This is a genomic window from Xenorhabdus innexi (genome assembly GCF_002632485.1).
Classification (GTDB): domain Bacteria; phylum Pseudomonadota; class Gammaproteobacteria; order Enterobacterales; family Enterobacteriaceae; genus Xenorhabdus; species Xenorhabdus innexi.
Genome location: NZ_NIBU01000043.1, coordinates 1 through 16030 on the forward strand (window position 1 = coordinate 1; position 16030 = coordinate 16030).

At 42.5% G+C, this 16030-nt stretch carries 15 protein-coding genes; 8 read left to right on the forward strand and 7 right to left on the reverse strand.

Going from position 1 to position 16030, the window contains the following annotated elements:
• Nucleotides 1-112 precede the first annotated feature (112 nt).
• Nucleotides 113-373: a hypothetical protein gene (locus Xinn_RS14785; protein WP_099137674.1), complete on the reverse strand. Its 261-nt coding sequence runs from the start codon at nt 371-373 to the stop codon at nt 113-115.
• Nucleotides 374-487: 114 nt separating this feature from the next.
• Between Xinn_RS14785 and Xinn_RS14790 the strand changes: the two genes are divergently transcribed.
• From Xinn_RS14790 to zur, 3 genes are all read left to right on the forward strand, one after another.
• Entirely contained in the window at nt 488-853 is a 366-nt protein-coding gene (locus tag Xinn_RS14790) for a hypothetical protein (protein ID WP_086954120.1), read from the forward strand.
• Between the two features lie 993 nt (nt 854-1846).
• Nucleotides 1847-2260: a DUF2628 domain-containing protein gene (locus Xinn_RS14800; protein WP_086954121.1), complete on the forward strand. Its 414-nt coding sequence runs from the start codon at nt 1847-1849 to the stop codon at nt 2258-2260.
• A gap of 89 nt (nt 2261-2349) precedes the next feature.
• The gene (zur, locus tag Xinn_RS14805) at nt 2350-2814 is read left to right on the forward strand and encodes a zinc uptake transcriptional repressor Zur (protein ID WP_086954122.1); all 465 of its coding nucleotides are present in this window, start codon (nt 2350-2352) and stop codon (nt 2812-2814) included.
• 136 nt (nt 2815-2950) lie between these two features.
• Here the strand turns inward: zur and lexA are convergent, their stop codons facing one another.
• Nucleotides 2951-3568, reverse strand: a complete 618-nt coding sequence (gene lexA / locus Xinn_RS14810; RefSeq protein ID WP_086954123.1) for a transcriptional repressor LexA — start codon at nt 3566-3568, stop codon at nt 2951-2953.
• Between the two features lie 118 nt (nt 3569-3686).
• Nucleotides 3687-4058 (reverse strand): diacylglycerol kinase, encoded by a 372-nt coding sequence (locus tag Xinn_RS14815; RefSeq protein ID WP_086954124.1) that lies wholly within the window; start codon nt 4056-4058, stop codon nt 3687-3689.
• Nucleotides 4059-4195: 137 nt separating this feature from the next.
• On the opposite strand from Xinn_RS14815, the gene plsB reads away from it, so the two are divergent.
• Nucleotides 4196-6652: a glycerol-3-phosphate 1-O-acyltransferase PlsB gene (gene plsB / locus Xinn_RS14820; protein ID WP_086954125.1), complete on the forward strand. Its 2457-nt coding sequence runs from the start codon at nt 4196-4198 to the stop codon at nt 6650-6652.
• A gap of 104 nt (nt 6653-6756) precedes the next feature.
• Here the strand turns inward: plsB and ubiA are convergent, their stop codons facing one another.
• The 3 genes from ubiA to pgi form a co-directional block, all read right to left on the reverse strand.
• A complete protein-coding gene (ubiA, locus tag Xinn_RS14825) occupies nt 6757-7611 on the reverse strand; it encodes a 4-hydroxybenzoate octaprenyltransferase (protein WP_086954126.1) in 855 nt (284 codons plus the stop codon).
• A 120-nt stretch (nt 7612-7731) separates the two neighbouring features.
• Nucleotides 7732-8241, reverse strand: a complete 510-nt coding sequence (gene ubiC, locus Xinn_RS14830) for a chorismate lyase (protein ID WP_086954127.1) — start codon at nt 8239-8241, stop codon at nt 7732-7734.
• 184 nt (nt 8242-8425) lie between these two features.
• Entirely contained in the window at nt 8426-10072 is a 1647-nt protein-coding gene (pgi, locus tag Xinn_RS14835) for a glucose-6-phosphate isomerase (RefSeq protein ID WP_086954128.1), read from the reverse strand.
• 294 nt (nt 10073-10366) lie between these two features.
• Here pgi and lysC point away from each other — a divergent pair, with 294 nt between their 5' ends.
• Complete coding sequence (gene lysC, locus Xinn_RS14840; protein WP_086954129.1) at nt 10367-11740, forward strand: lysine-sensitive aspartokinase 3; 1374 nt, start codon at nt 10367-10369, stop codon at nt 11738-11740.
• A gap of 89 nt (nt 11741-11829) precedes the next feature.
• Here lysC and Xinn_RS14845 read toward each other — a convergent pair whose 3' ends face one another.
• On the reverse strand, nt 11830-12324 hold the full coding sequence (locus Xinn_RS14845; protein ID WP_086954130.1) for a GNAT family N-acetyltransferase: 495 nt from the start codon (nt 12322-12324) through the stop codon (nt 11830-11832).
• Nucleotides 12325-12453: 129 nt separating this feature from the next.
• Between Xinn_RS14845 and iclR the strand changes: the two genes are divergently transcribed.
• From iclR to Xinn_RS14860, 3 genes are all read left to right on the forward strand, one after another.
• Nucleotides 12454-13284 (forward strand): glyoxylate bypass operon transcriptional repressor IclR, encoded by an 831-nt coding sequence (iclR, locus tag Xinn_RS14850; protein WP_086954131.1) that lies wholly within the window; start codon nt 12454-12456, stop codon nt 13282-13284.
• 214 nt (nt 13285-13498) lie between these two features.
• Nucleotides 13499-15337: a phosphogluconate dehydratase gene (edd, locus tag Xinn_RS14855; protein ID WP_086954132.1), complete on the forward strand. Its 1839-nt coding sequence runs from the start codon at nt 13499-13501 to the stop codon at nt 15335-15337.
• 50 nt (nt 15338-15387) lie between these two features.
• Nucleotides 15388-16029: a bifunctional 4-hydroxy-2-oxoglutarate aldolase/2-dehydro-3-deoxy-phosphogluconate aldolase gene (locus tag Xinn_RS14860; RefSeq protein ID WP_086954133.1), complete on the forward strand. Its 642-nt coding sequence runs from the start codon at nt 15388-15390 to the stop codon at nt 16027-16029.
• The last annotated feature ends 1 nt before the right edge of the window (nt 16030 follow it).

Below are 16030 nucleotides of genomic sequence, written 5' to 3' on the forward strand. Positions count from 1 at the left end.
ATTGACTGCTGGCGCTTTCCACATAAAAAATTAGGGGTATCTGATGGTCATTGAAACGGTGTGCTAATTAACCATAAAACTTAATGGTTTTCAAGCTCGCTTGATGAGGTTATCAAATGCAGAATGTACCACTAGCTATTTCATTGGTGTAATCTATTGTAAATAAAACTCTGTGCTTTTTACTAAGCCTGATTGTATATAGTTCAGCTGTACCGCCCAACATTTTAAAATTAGAGTCGCCTATATCGCGCGCAGCGTCACTTGGCGATCTATTATTTTCTCTTATAATTCTTACCCACTCTTCATATTTATTTTCGGCTGCACGTGGTATCTGTTCCCACTCGGCACGATCATCATCAACTACCCATACCATAGGTCACCTCTGTTATTAGATGGTCAGTCTCCAAATACTAACTCTGATGTGATTTTTCAAAACCATTAATTTTTATATTAACTAATAACAAAAACATTAAACGGAGTAATAAAAATGAACAATAATATGATTAAATTTGAAAGGGAAATCAACAAACTGCAATTTAAAGCGGCGAATGAATTATCTAATTCATGGATGATATATAAGCAGTCGCTAACCATTTCCATTATTCGTCATTTTTTGGAAAAAGGAGATAATAAAGCAGCACTATCATGGACAGATGGTATTCTTGATTGCTTAGAAGAAGACTTTTCATCAGAAATAGAAAAACATCCACGCGCAGATGATATCCTGCGTTATATCTGTGCCATTGGCATCAAATCTGATAGTAAATATATTTACAAAAAAATCATACAATCAGAAAACAATCCAATGTCAGAACACAGGATGCGATACAGATTATTACAACAACCTGAATAATATTAAGTTATTTTTCCTTTTCTGTAGGTTGAATATAATCGTCAGGAATTTCATCCATCGTATAAGTAACTCTTCTAGTTACCTCGAAAGAATTCTCCCCTGTTTGGATTATTGCAAACTGACTATATGATGTACCTGATGATGTATATGGAGTAGCGACGATATTTCCACTGGGTGTTATTACTGTCGAAGTAATTTTTGTTACCAGACAAACTCCTCTGCCAGGACCACCCAAGTGGTATTCGGGGTAACAGAATAATCATCGTTCGAGCAAAATATTGATGCATACTCAACTTTGCCATTAGCGTTATAGCTTGTCGAATTAACTATATTTACTTTTGGATATGCCATAACTAACCTCTATAATTTAAACGATAAATAATTATTCTCAATATAAATGAATTTAAGATTTGATGCTCCTTGTTATAACAAGATGAAATAAAAATAATTCTCATTCAACACGAGGTCTTTTATGAATTCAATCTTGTCATTTATTATTGAGCTTTTATTTATACATATAGATAACTTATTTATTCTTCAAGCTTTTAACACTCTTAACGCAAATAATATTCAATACGCTTGTACAGGGGTAAAGAGTGACTATTTGTGTAAAAAAAGAGAGAGAGCAGTACAGTTCTAATATTATTTTAGTTTGGTTATTGATATCGAGAATTTGAGAATATAGTTCTATATGCATAGCATTATGCCAAAGAGCTTCATATAATCAGCAAAAAATAACAAAAAAATCATTAATACAGAGAGTGGCATTTAATTACTGTAGATAAAATCAGTATTGATAATAATTAAATCAATGTTTTAACATTAGCATCTTTGATGTTCGAAGAAGATTTTTTGTTACTTAAAGCAAATAATTTAAGGTGAATATCTTTAAGAATCGATTTCAAAAAACAACGGATATATGTGATTGCTTTTACGGTTAAAATAATCACTATTATATATCTTAATGTAAGAAAAATAAAATTAAGGTAGAAAATGGATACATCTAAATACACTAAAACTTGGCAAGAAAGATTTGAATTCTTCGAAAAAAATGGTGCTCCCTCCTCTAAAGAACATCAGGCTGCTTTTAAAAAGCTGTCATTTTCAAAACGTACTAAAATAAACATGAATTTCTTTGCATTTTTCTTTGGCCTTTTATATTTCATTGCACTTGGAATGTGGAAAAAAGGCCTGGCTATACTTGGCGTGGGCATTGTTATATTTATCATTTTTTTCATTGTTAGCATAATAGTACCTATATCACCTGAAACTGCGAACCTTATTAGCACTGGTTTATCCTTTGCAATAGCTGGAATATATGCTGTAACAGCTAATTATTCTTATTATCTAAAAGAAGCAAAAGGTGATGATAGCTGGAACCCGTTTAAAGGTATCAGAATGATCTAAGAAAACAATACATCATGTAAAGCACCTCTCCAGACTAAAAAACATGGTAACATTGAAAGCATTAGCATCGTGTAGGTGTGAGAGGTGTAATGAAAACTATCAATCAAAAAAAATTACTGATGCAGGCTGAGGCAATCTGTCTGTCTCGAGGGGTTCGTTTAACACCTCAACGCCTTGAAATTCTGCGCTTGGTTGCAGCGCAACCGGGCGCAATCAGTGCCTATGATTTGCTGGATCTACTACGTGAAGTTGAACCACAGGCAAAACCACCAACAGTCTATCGTGGATTGGAATTTTTACTGGAGCAGGGTTTTGTCCATAAAATAGAATCTACAAATAGTTATGTGATTTGCCATCATTTTGAAGAACCGAGCCATACATCTGCGATGTTTCTTTGTGATAATTGTGGTTCTGTTGCCGAGAAAGATGCGGAACATATTGAATCTGCGATACAAAATTTAGCGCAGCGTGCAGGGTTTCATTTGCGGCATAGTGTCGTAGAAGTCCACGGATTATGCGCTTCCTGCCATGAAACCAATTCATGTACGGAGTGAGTGTTAAAATTATCTTATCAGGCGGTCATTGCTGATAACTTCATTAATTTCCAAGTCCCCGCATAAGCATCTGCTTTGCGGGTACAACGAAAAATGACCGCCCAGAGTGGTAAAGTGTAATTGTCCGCTTTTACAATCAGAACCAATCCCCGTTACGAATCACGCCAACTGCCAACCCTTCAATGGTAAAATTCTGCTCGCGTAAATCCACAACGATAGGCTTAAATTCAGGATTTTCAGCAATCAACTCTATCTTGTTTCCTGTTTGTTTGAAGCGTTTTACTGTGACTTCATCTTCGATCCGTGCCACGATGACCTGCCCGTTATGAACATCCTGTGTTTTATGCACAGCGAGTAAATCACCATCCATAATACCGATGTCCTTCATGGACATACCACGGACACGCAATAGAAAATCAGCATTTGGTTTAAATAATTCCGGATCCACTTTGTAATGGCTTTCAATGTGTTCCTGAGCCAATAGTGGTTCACCAGCAGCAACACGACCAATTAGTGGTAATCCAGCCCCTTCATCTTCCTGTTCAAGCAGCAAACGGATACCTCTGGAAGCACCAGCGATAATTTCTATCACCCCTTTACGCGCCAGTGCTTTTAAATGCTCTTCTGCTGCGTTAGGTGAACGAAAACCAAGACGCGCTGCAATTTCAGCACGTGTCGGTGGCATACCCGTCTGCGAAATATGGTCACGCACCAAGTTATAAACTTCTTGCTGCCTGGCTGTTAATGCTTTCATTTCGCCCCCTGTTTGTTTATACAGTCTGACTGTGAGTATATACAGCTAAAATTGAATTGGGAACCTGTCAGAATGTAAAAGCCGCTAAATAACGATTTTTGACGAAAAACACACCACATTAGTGGGTGAAATATGACCAAATAATTATCACCCAAATAAATAGTGCCAAAATCATGGCTAAAAATACCGCAGCCGAACCCATATCCTTTGCTCGCCCTGATAGCTCGTGATATTCGCTACCAATACGGTCCACAACAGCTTCAATAGCACTGTTCAGCATTTCTACAATAACGACTAACATGACTGAACTAATGAGAAAAAGCCTCTCAACCATGCTAAATTCAAAGGAAAATGCCACAATAATGGCTAAAATAGCCAAAACTGCTTCCTGTCGGAATGCAGCCTCATTTTTCCAGGCAGCTTTAATACCTTTTGCTGAGTACCCAGCCGCTTTAATTATGCGGGTTAAGCCCGTTGATTGGTTAGCCATAAAAATTTTTTTCAAGAATCATAATGGTTTTAAGGTGATATAACTTTTAGCCTCTATTATTATCTTATTTCCACAGATCTCAAAATCTGTTTCTGGTATGCTTGCCGCGCATTGCTAACAAGAGGCTTAAAGCAGTTATGTCAGCTTGGCGTAAAATATATTACAACTTATTGAATTTGCCGATAAAACTTTTAGTTAAAAGCAAACTTATTCCAACTATTCCTGTTACTGAGCTGAGTCTTGATACGACTCGGCCCATTCTGTACGTGTTACCATATCATTCAAAGGCCGATTTATTGACTCTGCGTCAGCAGTGTCTGGCTCAGGATTTACCTGATCCATTAGCACCTTTGGATATTGATGATACGCAGCTCCCAAGTTATGTCTTTATTGATGATGGCCCGCGTGTATTCAGTTGCTATGCGCCTAAACATGAATCTGTAAAGATTTTCCACTCTTATCTGGATTTACATCGTAGCAATCCTGATTTAGATATTCAGATGGTGCCCGTTTCTGTGATGTTCGGACGCTCTCCCGGTCGTGAAAGTCAGGAAACTAACACAGCTCCTCAACTACGCCTTCTTAACGGGATTCAGAAGTTTTTTGCAATCCTGTGGCTCGGACGGGATAGTTTTGTTCGTTTTTCCGCGCCGGTTTCATTACGCAGTATTGCTGATGATCATGGTACGGATACAATTATTGCCAATAAACTCGCCCGCGTTGCACGGATACACTATTCCCGCCAACGTTTGGCAGCCGTCGGGCCACGTTTACCTGCGCGACAGGATCTGTTCAGGAAGTTACTGGCATCCAAAGCTATTGAAAAGGCGATTGCTGATGAAGCTCGCAGTAAGAAAATTTCGCCAGAAAAAGCGAAACAGAATGCTGTCAATATGCTGGAAGAAGTTGCCGCGAATTTCTCCTATGAAACTGTTCGCATAACAGATCGTGTGCTGAGTTGGACGTGGAACCGTCTCTATCAGGGCATCAATGTCCATAATGCTGAACGTATCCGCCAACTGGCTCAGGACGGTCATGAGCTGGTTTATGTTCCGTGCCATCGCAGCCATATGGACTACCTGCTGCTCTCTTATGTTCTTTATCATCAGGGGCTGGTTCCGCCACATATCGCAGCAGGTATTAACCTGAATTTCTGGCCTGCTGGCCCGATATTCCGCCGTCTTGGTGCGTTCTTTATCCGCCGCACGTTTAAAGGCAACAAACTTTATTCAACTATTTTCCGTGAATATTTGGGTGAACTGTTTTCCCGTGGCTATTCTGTTGAATACTTTGTTGAAGGCGGGCGCTCACGAACAGGTCGCTTGCTCGATCCGAAAACAGGAACGCTTTCCATGACATTGCAGGCAATGTTGCGTGGAGAATCACGGCCTATCACGATTGTACCGATTTATATCGGTTATGAGCATGTGATGGAAGTTGCAACGTATGCCAAAGAATTACGCGGTGCAACTAAAGAAAAAGAAGGTTTTTTCCAGATGGTTCGTGGGTTGCGCAAACTGCGTAATCTGGGGCAAGGTTACGTGAATTTTGGTGAGCCAATCCCATTAGTACAATATCTGAACCAACATGTTCCAGAATGGCGTGATTCCATCGATCCAATAGAATCACAACGCCCGACTTGGTTGACCCCAACAGTTAGCAAGCTGGCGGATAATATTATGGTGAATATCAATAATGCTGCTGCTGCAAATGCGATTAATTTATGTAGCACAGCCTTGTTGTCATCACGTCAGCGAGCACTTACTCGCGAGCAGCTTATTGAGCAATTAGACTGCTATATGCAGCTAATGAGCAATGCTGCCTACACGAATAATGTCACTATTCCGGCCAAAACGGCAGAAGAGTTGTTGGATCATGCTTTACGGATGAATAAGTTTGAGGTCGAAAAAGACAGTCTTGGGGATATTATTATCCTGCCTCGCGAAAGCGCGGTACTGATGACCTACTATCGCAACAATATCCAGCACTTGTTGATCCTGCCATCCTTGATCGCCAGTATCGTGATGCATCATCGCCGTATTAACCGTAATGAATTGCTCCGACAGGTAGAGCTGATTTATCCGCTGCTCAAGCAGGAACTGTTCATACGCTACAGTAAAGAAGAGTTGCCAGATGTCGTTAATACTCTGATTGATGAGTTGGTGCGTCAACGCCTGATCTGTAACAAAGAACAGGAAGTGCTGGTGCTCAATCCTGAGCGTATCCGCCCACTACAACTGTTGGCGGCTGGCATACGGGAAACACTGCAACGCTATGCCATCACGCTTTCTTTACTGAATGCCACACCTGATATCAGCCGTGGTGCACTGGAAAAAGAGAGCCGGATGCTGGCACAACGTTTGTCAGTGCTGCATGGTATTAATGCCCCCGAGTTCTTCGATAAAGCCGTTTTCGCCTGTTCTGTTAATACACTGCGGGAAGAAGGTTATATTCACGATAGTGGCAATATCGTGACCACAAATGCTCAGGCGCTTTATCAGGTGTTGAGTGAGCTGATGTCTCCAGAGATCCGTCTGACTATTGAAAGCGTCAGTATGCCCCCTGAGCACAGCGATCTGGAACAGGTTGAATAAGTTCAGAAATAAGGAATTTTTCTGAAGATAGGCTTAAGGGAAAAAGCAGACTGGAAAAATAGATTAACGGGCGGTAATCTCGCCCGTTTTTCTAAATCATGTTGTCAGACATAGCTGAAGAGGATGCCAAGGAATAAAACAAAGCCAACATAATTATTGTTCATGAAAGCCTGAAAGCATTGCTCACGACTACGGTCAAAAATAAGTTTTTGCTGATAAATGAAAAGCGAACCAGCCAGCAATACAGTCCAGTAATACATTCCGCCTAAATTCACCAGACAGCCAACCATGATAAGCATTGCCAGCATGATGAGCTGTAAAATACCAATAATCAGCTTATCAAAACGCCCGAATAAAACTGCTGTCGATTTCACGCCAATTTTCAAGTCATCATCACGATCAACCATCGCATACTGAGTATCGTAGATAACTGACCATATTATGTTTGCCAGAAATAATAACCAGCATTCTAATGGTAAGGACTCACTTACTGCCGCAAAAGCCATCGGGATTGACCAACCATAAGCGGCACCTAATACAACTTGTGGCAGATTGCTGATCCGTTTAACAAAAGGGTACATCCACGCCAGACCCAATCCTGCAAAGGATAAGGCGATCGTCATTTTATTCAGTGTTAAAACCAGAGCAAAAGAGATCAACGCCAATGTACCGAATAAAATTTTGCACTCTTTTTCGCTGATATCGCCACTGGGCAGCGGACGAGACTTTGTCCTTTCAACATGCCCGTCAAATTTCCTGTCTGCAAAATCATTAATACAGCACCCGGCTGCACGCATGAAAAAGACACCCAGAGTGAAGACCAGCAAGATATGTAAGCTGGGCACACCTTTTGCCGCTATCCATAGTGCCCAGTAGGTTGGCCATAAAAGTAATAACACGCCAATAGGTCTATCAATACGCATTAAACGGCAATAGGCGCGCCATTTATTCTGCGTCATATTAACCTTCAATCTGTTTCTCCCTTATTTATTTTATTAATACACTTCGGCTTTCAAGGTGCCTCTTTGCTGGCTTCACTCCCTTGCCACCGCGATGCATCCTGAAACCCATTGAGTATATTATTTGATTTTATATGCAGGTGATTCTGGCAAAAAAATTTCTGTCAATAATAATGGCTTTTCTGATAACCGCAGTAAAGAGCGTCGCGCCCAACGCTGACCTTGTCGCCCTATTTGAATATAATCCCGTGTCAGGTTATTACCATTAAACAGATAACGACCAAGAGGAACAGTTCCTAAATCCACCAGCTTCTTATCCGTCCCCGTTAATGTTTCCTCCGGGATTATAGTGCGCCCCAATAACCACGGGATGTTATCCCCATATAGGATAATTTCGCGCAGCCAGTACTTTTCACTTATGGGTAAGTGCTCACTTTCATCACCAAGATCTTCAGCTGTGATAAAGCATTCCCGAACTGGTGTGACAGTGACATGTTGGCAGTGTTGTTCAAAACGGCGCGTCATTGAACCGACTTCCATCAGCCAGTTCAGAATACTCTCAGGAATGTCGGCCTCGCAAGTTGAAAGCCAGTGAATATGAGTAGAAGTTAATATTGAGTCATCTGTCATGTCATTTTCCAGTTGCGGAGAATATCAATTTCTCCAGCAGCACAACGAATGGGAAGTGAGGATATCATGTTACAGACCAATAAAATAAAAAGTTGCTAACAAATTATGTAAATTACAAAAAATATCCCCCCAATAAATTGCGTTATTGAGGGGGATAAAAGATTAAATAAAATGATAAGTCAGATTAACGCCATTCTTTGAAGCGATTAATCAACCCGTTTGTAGAACTGTCGTGGCTATTTACCGTTTCTGAATCCTGTAATTCAGGCAGAATACGGTTTGCCAGTTGTTTACCCAACTCGACTCCCCATTGGTCAAATGAGAAAATATTCAGAATTGCGCCCTGAGCGAAAATTTTATGCTCATACATGGCAATTAATGCCCCCAGACTGAATGGCGTAATTTCACGTAACAGGATTGAGTTGGTTGGGCGGTTGCCTTCAAACACTTTGAATGGCACAACATTTGCCACATCCTGTACATTCTTTCCGGCCGCAACAAATTCAGCTTCCACCTGGGCTTGTGTTTTGCCAAAAGCCAATGCCTCAGTCTGGGCAAAGAAGTTGGATAACAGCTTACTGTGATGATCGCTGATAGGATTATGGCTGATTGCTGGCGCAATAAAATCACATGGAATAAGTTTCGTTCCCTGATGGATAAGCTGGTAGAAAGCATGCTGACCATTAGTGCCCGGCTCACCCCAGATAATCGGCCCGGTCTGATAATTCACGGGGTTTCCATTACGGTCAACGTATTTGCCGTTTGATTCCATATTCCCCTGCTGGAAGTAAGCAGCAAAACGGTGCATATATTGATCATAAGGCAGAATCGCTTCAGTTTCTGCGCCAAAGAAATTGTTATACCAGATACCAATCAGCGCCAGAATAACCGGAATATTCTGTTCAGGAGCCGTTTGTGTAAAGTGGTTATCCATAGCATGGGCACCACTCAGCAACTGTTCAAAATTATCATATCCAATGGAAAGCGCGATAGATAAGCCTATCGCAGACCAGAGAGAATAACGCCCCCCTACCCAGTCCCAGAATTCAAACATGTTTTGCGGATCAATACCGAATTTACTGACTTCCTGCTCATTAGTTGAAAGTGCGGCAAAATGCTTGGCGACGTGAGCCTCATCAACCGCACTTTGCAGGAACCAATCGCGGGCAGAATGGGCATTGGTCATCGTTTCCTGCGTGGTAAACGTCTTGGATGCTATCAGAAAAAGTGTGGTTTCCGGCTCCAAAGATTTGAGCGTTTCGGCAATATGTGTACCATCCACATTGGATACAAAATGCATATTAAGGTGATTCTTATAAGCTTTCAGCGCCTCCGTCACCATATATGGGCCGAGATCTGAACCTCCGATACCGATGTTTACCACATCAGTAATCGTCTTACCGGTATAACCTTTCCACTCCCCGCCAATAATGCGCTCACTGAACGATTTCATTTTTGCCAGTACCGCATTGACCTGCGGCATAACATCTTCCCCATCAACCTTAATCGGAGAGTTACTGCGGTTACGCAAAGCAATATGCAGCACAGCGCGATCTTCAGTCCGGTTAATCTTTTCACCGGAAAACATGCTCTGGATAGCACCCGCTAAATCAGTTTCTTTCGCTAGCGCCTGTAATTTTTCCAGTGTGTCCGAGGTAATACGGTTTTTGGAATAATCCACCAGAATCTGATCATCAAAGATTGCAGAGTATGCCGCAAAGCGTGTTTTGTCCTGTTCAAATAACTCCCGTAGATGAACATCTTTTATCTGCTCAAAATGTTGCTGTAATGCTTTCCAAGCTTCGGTCTGGCTAGGGTTGATGTTTTTCATGAGTAATGCTCTCTATCAACTGTAGATAAACAAATAAGAATGCACAGGATTGTAACAAGTTAATGCAATGATGGATCTCCTTTTCCTGTCACTGACTGATATTGGTCAAAATAAGCCATTATTTCCAGTCATAACTCATTACATACGTCCAAATTAAAAAACAACGACTATAGACAAAAACGATAATTTCACTCTAATCATGAAAAATATTGATGCTTAATTAACAAATATTGACTCAGTAGGGTGAACCCGATATTTCTAATCGCCTATCTTTAAAACAGAAGGCTATCATCCATGAGTGCAGTATCTTCTCCCTCTTCGCAGTATATTGTTGCAAAATTCGGTGGTACCAGTGTGGCAGACTTTGATGCCATGAATAACTGTGCTGACATTATTTTGGCAAACAGAGATGTTCGCGTAGTCGTTTTATCAGCTTCCGCAGGTATAACCAATCTGCTGGTCACCTTAGCATCCGGCTGTAGTGATGATAAGCGGGAGAAGTGTCTGAAACAGATCCGGGACATTCAATACGCAATTATCGGGCGATTAAATGAAACGGATGTGCTTAGAGATGAGATTGATCGGCTGCTGGATAATATTGCTACATTGTCAGAAGCGGCATCGCTGGCCACATCTGAGGCACTGACTGATGAATTAGTCAGTCACGGTGAAGTGATGTCTACTGTGTTATTTACCGAATTATTACGTCAGCGCAATACAGATGTCGAATGGTTTGATATCCGCCGAATTATGCGTACTAATGACCAGTTCGGGCAGGCAGAGCCGGATACCACTCAGCTCAATATTCTGGCAGAGCAACATTTGCAACCGCGCCTGAATAACACAGTTGTGGTCACACAGGGGTTTATCGGCAGAGAAGAAAAAGGACGCACAACAACTTTAGGGCGTGGCGGCAGTGATTATACCGCAGCATTACTTGGTGAAGCGCTTGGGTTACAGCGTGTGGATATCTGGACTGATGTGCCGGGAATTTACACAACAGATCCCCGTGTTGTACCAACAGCTAAGCGCATTAATAAAATTGCGTTTGATGAAGCTGCCGAGATGGCAACATTTGGTGCCAAAATCCTCCATCCGGCGACACTGTTACCTGCTGTCAGAAGTGGCATTCCTGTTTTCGTTGGTTCCAGTAAGCAACAACAGGCTGGCGGCACACTGGTTTGCGACAAAACTGCCAATCCACCCCGATTCCGGGCGCTGGCACTACGTCGCAAACAAACGTTATTAACTCTACATAGCCTGAAAATGCTGCATGCAAGAGGCTTTCTGGCCGAAATTTTTATCCTCCTTTCACGCCATAATATTTCGGTTGACCTAATCACCACCTCAGAAGTGAGTATTGCATTAACACTGGATACGACAGGCTCCACCAGCACGAATGGCAGTTTACTGACGAATGCTCTACTGACAGAGCTTTCAACATTGTGCCGTGTCGAAGTCGAAGAAGATTTGGCACTGGTAGCAATTATCGGCAATAAACTTTCACAAGCCAGAGGGTTAGGGCAAGAGATCTTTGGTACGCTGGAATCCTTCAATATCCGTATGATCAGCTATGGCGCAAGCAGCCATAATGTCTGCCTGCTTGTTCCCGGACAGGAAGCTGAAAAAGTGGTTCAAACCCTTCATAAGAATTTATTTGAAGAATAATCAACGTATTCGGGTATTCTGATTCCATTACGGTATAAGAATACCCGCCCAGCCCGCATATTTATCTCTCTTCTGGCCAAAAATAATTTTTATTTGAACAACTTTTCCAGCCAGATTGAGCTAATGTACTGATCGTTTTTCCTTGCATACTCTCTGAAAATTCCCACTTCACAAAAGCCAAATTTCTTATGTAGTGCAATAGATGCTTCATTAGGCAATGCAATGCCTGATAACGCACTATGTACATTTTGTGAAGATAACGCATCAAAGAGACGCTGATAAAGTGCGCTCCCCACTCCTCTACCTTTTACTGACGATGTCAGATAAATGCTAACTTCAACCGTTTCATTAAATGCCGCTAATGCCCGATAAGAATGAGAGCAGGCAAAGCCCAAAACAGTTTGCTTTTCAACTGCGACAAAAAGCTGGTAACGTGAATCAGGTTGAAATTGCTCGAACCAATGCTGCTTGTTTTCTAATGTCATTAGTTCTGTTTCAAAACGGGCATTCGAGTTTGCAATATAGTCATTGAAGATACCAACTATCTCAGGCAAATGTTTTTGTTTACCAAATGTTATTTTCATTATGCTTTTCCCTCACTCATCGGATGTGTTTTCCTACCCTTTATCATTCATAATAAGAAAACGAAAACAAATTCCATTTTAACTCTGTAGTGCCATTCTATAAGCAGATCATAATTTAGAGGGAATCTTATGAATACCATTATTGCCAATAAACGCGCTAAAAAAACTAAAATGACAACTGGCAGTACCGCCGCTGGCGGTCAGGTTCAATCGTTAAGCCGGGGATTATCTCTTTTGGAATTCATTTCTGATTCACAAATTGGGGTCGCACTGACTGATCTCGCTATTCAGGCCGGTCTGCCTAATTCAACCACTCACCGTCTTCTGACTACGTTACAACAGCACGGTTTTGTTCGTCAGGTTGGCGATCTGGGGCTATGGGTCATTGCATCACACGCGTTTGTTGTCGGCAGCAGCTTTTTGCAAAGTCGTAATCTGATGGTATTGGTTCACCCTATTTTACGTCAGTTAATGGAAGATTCTGGTGAGACTATCAATCTTGCTATTTTCAATATTGATGAATATGAAGCAGTGATTGTCGATCAGGTGCAATGTAACGCACTGATGCGGATGTCCGCCCCTATTGGCGGTCAATTGCCTATGCATGCTTCCGGCGCAGGTAAGGCGTTACTGGCTACACTGTCAGAGCAAAAATGCCTGCAATTACTGCATAAAAAAGGATTACACGCCTATACACAGCACACTCATACCACTGCTGCCGCTTTAAAAGAGAATCTCGAACAGATCCGTAAGCAAGGTTTTTCACTGGATGATGAAGAACATGCTCTTGGGCTACGCTGTATTGCTGCCTGTATTTATGATGAACATCATGAGGCTTTTGCCGCTATTTCTATCTCTGGCCCGATATCGCGTATCTCTGATGAACGTGTGACTGAACTTGGGGCTCTTGTTATGCGGGCAGCGAAAGAAGTTAGCCGCGAATATGGTGGTAATAAGTAAAATTTCCGCTAATGCCGCTCAAAAGCAGATTTACTGGCAAGCTGTTACGTTTCAGCTTATAAATTGATATAGATCACAGATAGAGTGTATTGAAGGCAAAAGTTGATTGCTTCCTCTGTTTTTTGCATTAAAAATGTTACCGGTAACAATCAGTGAAAAGATGAGATCGTTACATTCCATATGGTGTCGGAAGCAAGTGCCGGGAGCAATTATCATGACAACAATTCAGAACAGTGCGGCTATCAATAAAACCGTCGAACGGATCACCCAACGAATTATTGAACGTTCTAAAGAGACGCGCAGCCGTTATCTGGCACGTATTGAGTCTGCACGTTCAAAAACTGTTCATCGCTCTCAACTGGCATGCGGGAATCTGGCTCATGGTTTTGCTGCCTGCCAAAGTGACGATAAGGTCGCATTGAAAAATATGGTGCATAACGATATCGCCATTATCACTTCCTACAATGACATGCTTTCCGCCCATAGGCCTTATGAAAATTATCCGCAAAAATTAAAAGATTCCTTACGCGCAGTCGGTGCAATAGGTCAGGTTGCGGGGGGCGTTCCTGCAATGTGTGATGGTGTGACTCAAGGTCAGGATGGGATGGAATTGTCCCTGCTCAGCCGTGATGTGATCGCCATGTCTGCGGCTATCGGACTCTCCCATAATATGTTTGATGGCGCTCTGTATCTGGGGATCTGCGACAAAATTGCCCCGGGACTGGTCATGTCTGCGTTGTCATTCGGTCACTTACCTGCTGTTTTTGTTCCCGCCGGGCCAATGACCAGTGGCTTGCCCAATAAAGAAAAGGTTCGTATCCGCCAGCTTTATGCTGAAGGAAAAGTTGATCGTCAGGCACTGTTGGAAGCTGAGGCCGCCTCATACCACAGCATCGGAACCTGTACTTTCTATGGTACAGCCAATTCCAACCAAATGGTCATGGAAGTGATGGGATTACATTTGCCCGGATCTTCTTTTGTCCATCCAGATACCCCATTACGTGATGCCTTAAACGATGCCGCAGCGCACCAGATCACCCGTCTGACGGAAAATTCAGGTAATTACCTTCCACTGGGACAAATGGTTGATGAGAAAGTGATCGTCAACGGCATTATTGCATTACTGGCAACCGGCGGTTCAACAAATTTGACTATGCACTTGATCGCAATGGCAAACGCAGCCGGAATTATCATTAATTGGGATGATTTTTCTGAGCTATCAGATGTGATCCCATTATTATGCCGTATCTACCCTAATGGGCCTGCGGATATCAATCAGTTTCAGGCTGCCGGTGGTGTCGCTTTGGTTGTTCGGGAATTATTGAAAAAAGGCTTACTGCATCAAGATGTTAATACCATCGCAGGATTTGGGTTGGAGCGTTATACTCAAGAGCCGTGGCTGAATGAAGGTCAACTGGCATGGCGTGAAGGTACTCATTCTTCACTGGATAGAGACGTTATTGCCTGCATTGAAAAACCTTTCAAGCATCATGGCGGTACAAAAGTCATGACCGGAAATATTGGTCGGGCAGTCATGAAAACTTCCGCAGTACCTGCCAGTAATCTTGTTATCGAGGCTCCGGCTGTCGTTTTTAATAGCCAGCATGATATAGCCTCTGCTTTTGAAGCCGGAGAATTAGATCGTGACTGTGTCGTCGTCGTCCGCTATCAGGGGCCACAGGCAAATGGGATGCCTGAATTACATAAATTAATGCCACCTCTGGGTGTACTGATGGATCGGGGTTTTAAAGTTGCGTTGGTAACGGATGGGCGCCTGTCCGGCGCATCCGGTAAAGTGCCTTCCGCCATTCATGTTACACCCGAGGCCAATGCTGGCGGGATACTGGCAAAAATAGAGGATGGTGATTTAATCCGTATTGATGGCAACACTGGCGAACTTACGTTGCTGATTGATGAATTGGTATTGGCACAAAGAATACCTTATCAAGCCGATTTAAGTACAGGGCATACAGGTTGTGGCCGTGAATTATTTGGCGCTTTGCGCACCCAGCTTTCCGGTGCAGAGCAAGGTGCATGTTCCATTACATTTTAAAACAAGGGATTTTAAATCCCTCGTGTCTGATTCGATGAGAGAAACTGCTAATGAATAATTGGAAAACCACTGCGGAAAACATTCTGACTGATGGCCCCGTCGTCCCTGTTATCGTAATCAATGAAATTGAACATGCCGTACCATTGGCGAAAGCATTGGTGGCGGGTGGAATAAGGGTATTGGAAGTCACACTGAGAACAGAGTGCGCACTGGAAGCAATTCGCCTTATTGCCAGAGAAGTTCCCGAAGCAATTATCGGGGCCGGAACTGTAATTAACCCTGAACAACTCTCCGCTGTTACTGAGGCGGGGGCACAATTCGCGATTAGCCCCGGGTTGACTGATGAATTGTTGCAAGCAGCGACTGTTGGCTCAATTCCTCTTATTCCGGGTATTTCCACAGTCTCGGAACTGATGCTGGGTATGAGCTATGGCTTGGACTGTTTCAAATTCTTCCCTGCGGAAGCAAATGGTGGGGTGAAAGCATTGAAAGCTATTGCTGGCCCATTCCCACAAGTACGTTTCTGCCCGACTGGGGGAATTTCTCCTGATAATTACCGTGATTACCTGGCACTGAATAGCGTCCTGTGCATCGGTGGCTCTTGGCTGGTACCCAATGATGCATTGAAAAAAGGCGATTATGCCTCTATTACGGAACTGGCTCATAATGCAGTAACAGGTGCTAAAGCATAAT

Bases quoted from the DNA above. Each gene is read 5' to 3' on its own strand.
- ubiC (WP_086954127.1), bottom strand. From the start codon at position 8,241: ATGACAGATGACTCAATATTAACTTCTACTCATATTCACTGGCTTTCA.
- zur (WP_086954122.1), top strand. From the start codon at position 2,350: ATGAAAACTATCAATCAAAAAAAATTACTGATGCAGGCTGAGGCAATC.
- Xinn_RS14845 (WP_086954130.1), bottom strand. From the start codon at position 12,324: ATGAAAATAACATTTGGTAAACAAAAACATTTGCCTGAGATAGTTGGT.
- ubiA (WP_086954126.1), bottom strand. From the start codon at position 7,611: ATGACGCAGAATAAATGGCGCGCCTATTGCCGTTTAATGCGTATTGAT.
- Xinn_RS14790 (WP_086954120.1), top strand. From the start codon at position 488: ATGAACAATAATATGATTAAATTTGAAAGGGAAATCAACAAACTGCAA.
- Xinn_RS14815 (WP_086954124.1), bottom strand. From the start codon at position 4,058: ATGGCTAACCAATCAACGGGCTTAACCCGCATAATTAAAGCGGCTGGG.
- lysC (WP_086954129.1), top strand. From the start codon at position 10,367: ATGAGTGCAGTATCTTCTCCCTCTTCGCAGTATATTGTTGCAAAATTC.
- pgi (WP_086954128.1), bottom strand. From the start codon at position 10,072: ATGAAAAACATCAACCCTAGCCAGACCGAAGCTTGGAAAGCATTACAG.
- lexA (WP_086954123.1), bottom strand. From the start codon at position 3,568: ATGAAAGCATTAACAGCCAGGCAGCAAGAAGTTTATAACTTGGTGCGT.
- Xinn_RS14785 (WP_099137674.1), bottom strand. From the start codon at position 373: ATGGTATGGGTAGTTGATGATGATCGTGCCGAGTGGGAACAGATACCA.
- Xinn_RS14860 (WP_086954133.1), top strand. From the start codon at position 15,388: ATGAATAATTGGAAAACCACTGCGGAAAACATTCTGACTGATGGCCCC.
- plsB (WP_086954125.1), top strand. From the start codon at position 4,196: ATGTCAGCTTGGCGTAAAATATATTACAACTTATTGAATTTGCCGATA.
- edd (WP_086954132.1), top strand. From the start codon at position 13,499: ATGACAACAATTCAGAACAGTGCGGCTATCAATAAAACCGTCGAACGG.
- Xinn_RS14800 (WP_086954121.1), top strand. From the start codon at position 1,847: ATGGATACATCTAAATACACTAAAACTTGGCAAGAAAGATTTGAATTC.
- iclR (WP_086954131.1), top strand. From the start codon at position 12,454: ATGAATACCATTATTGCCAATAAACGCGCTAAAAAAACTAAAATGACA.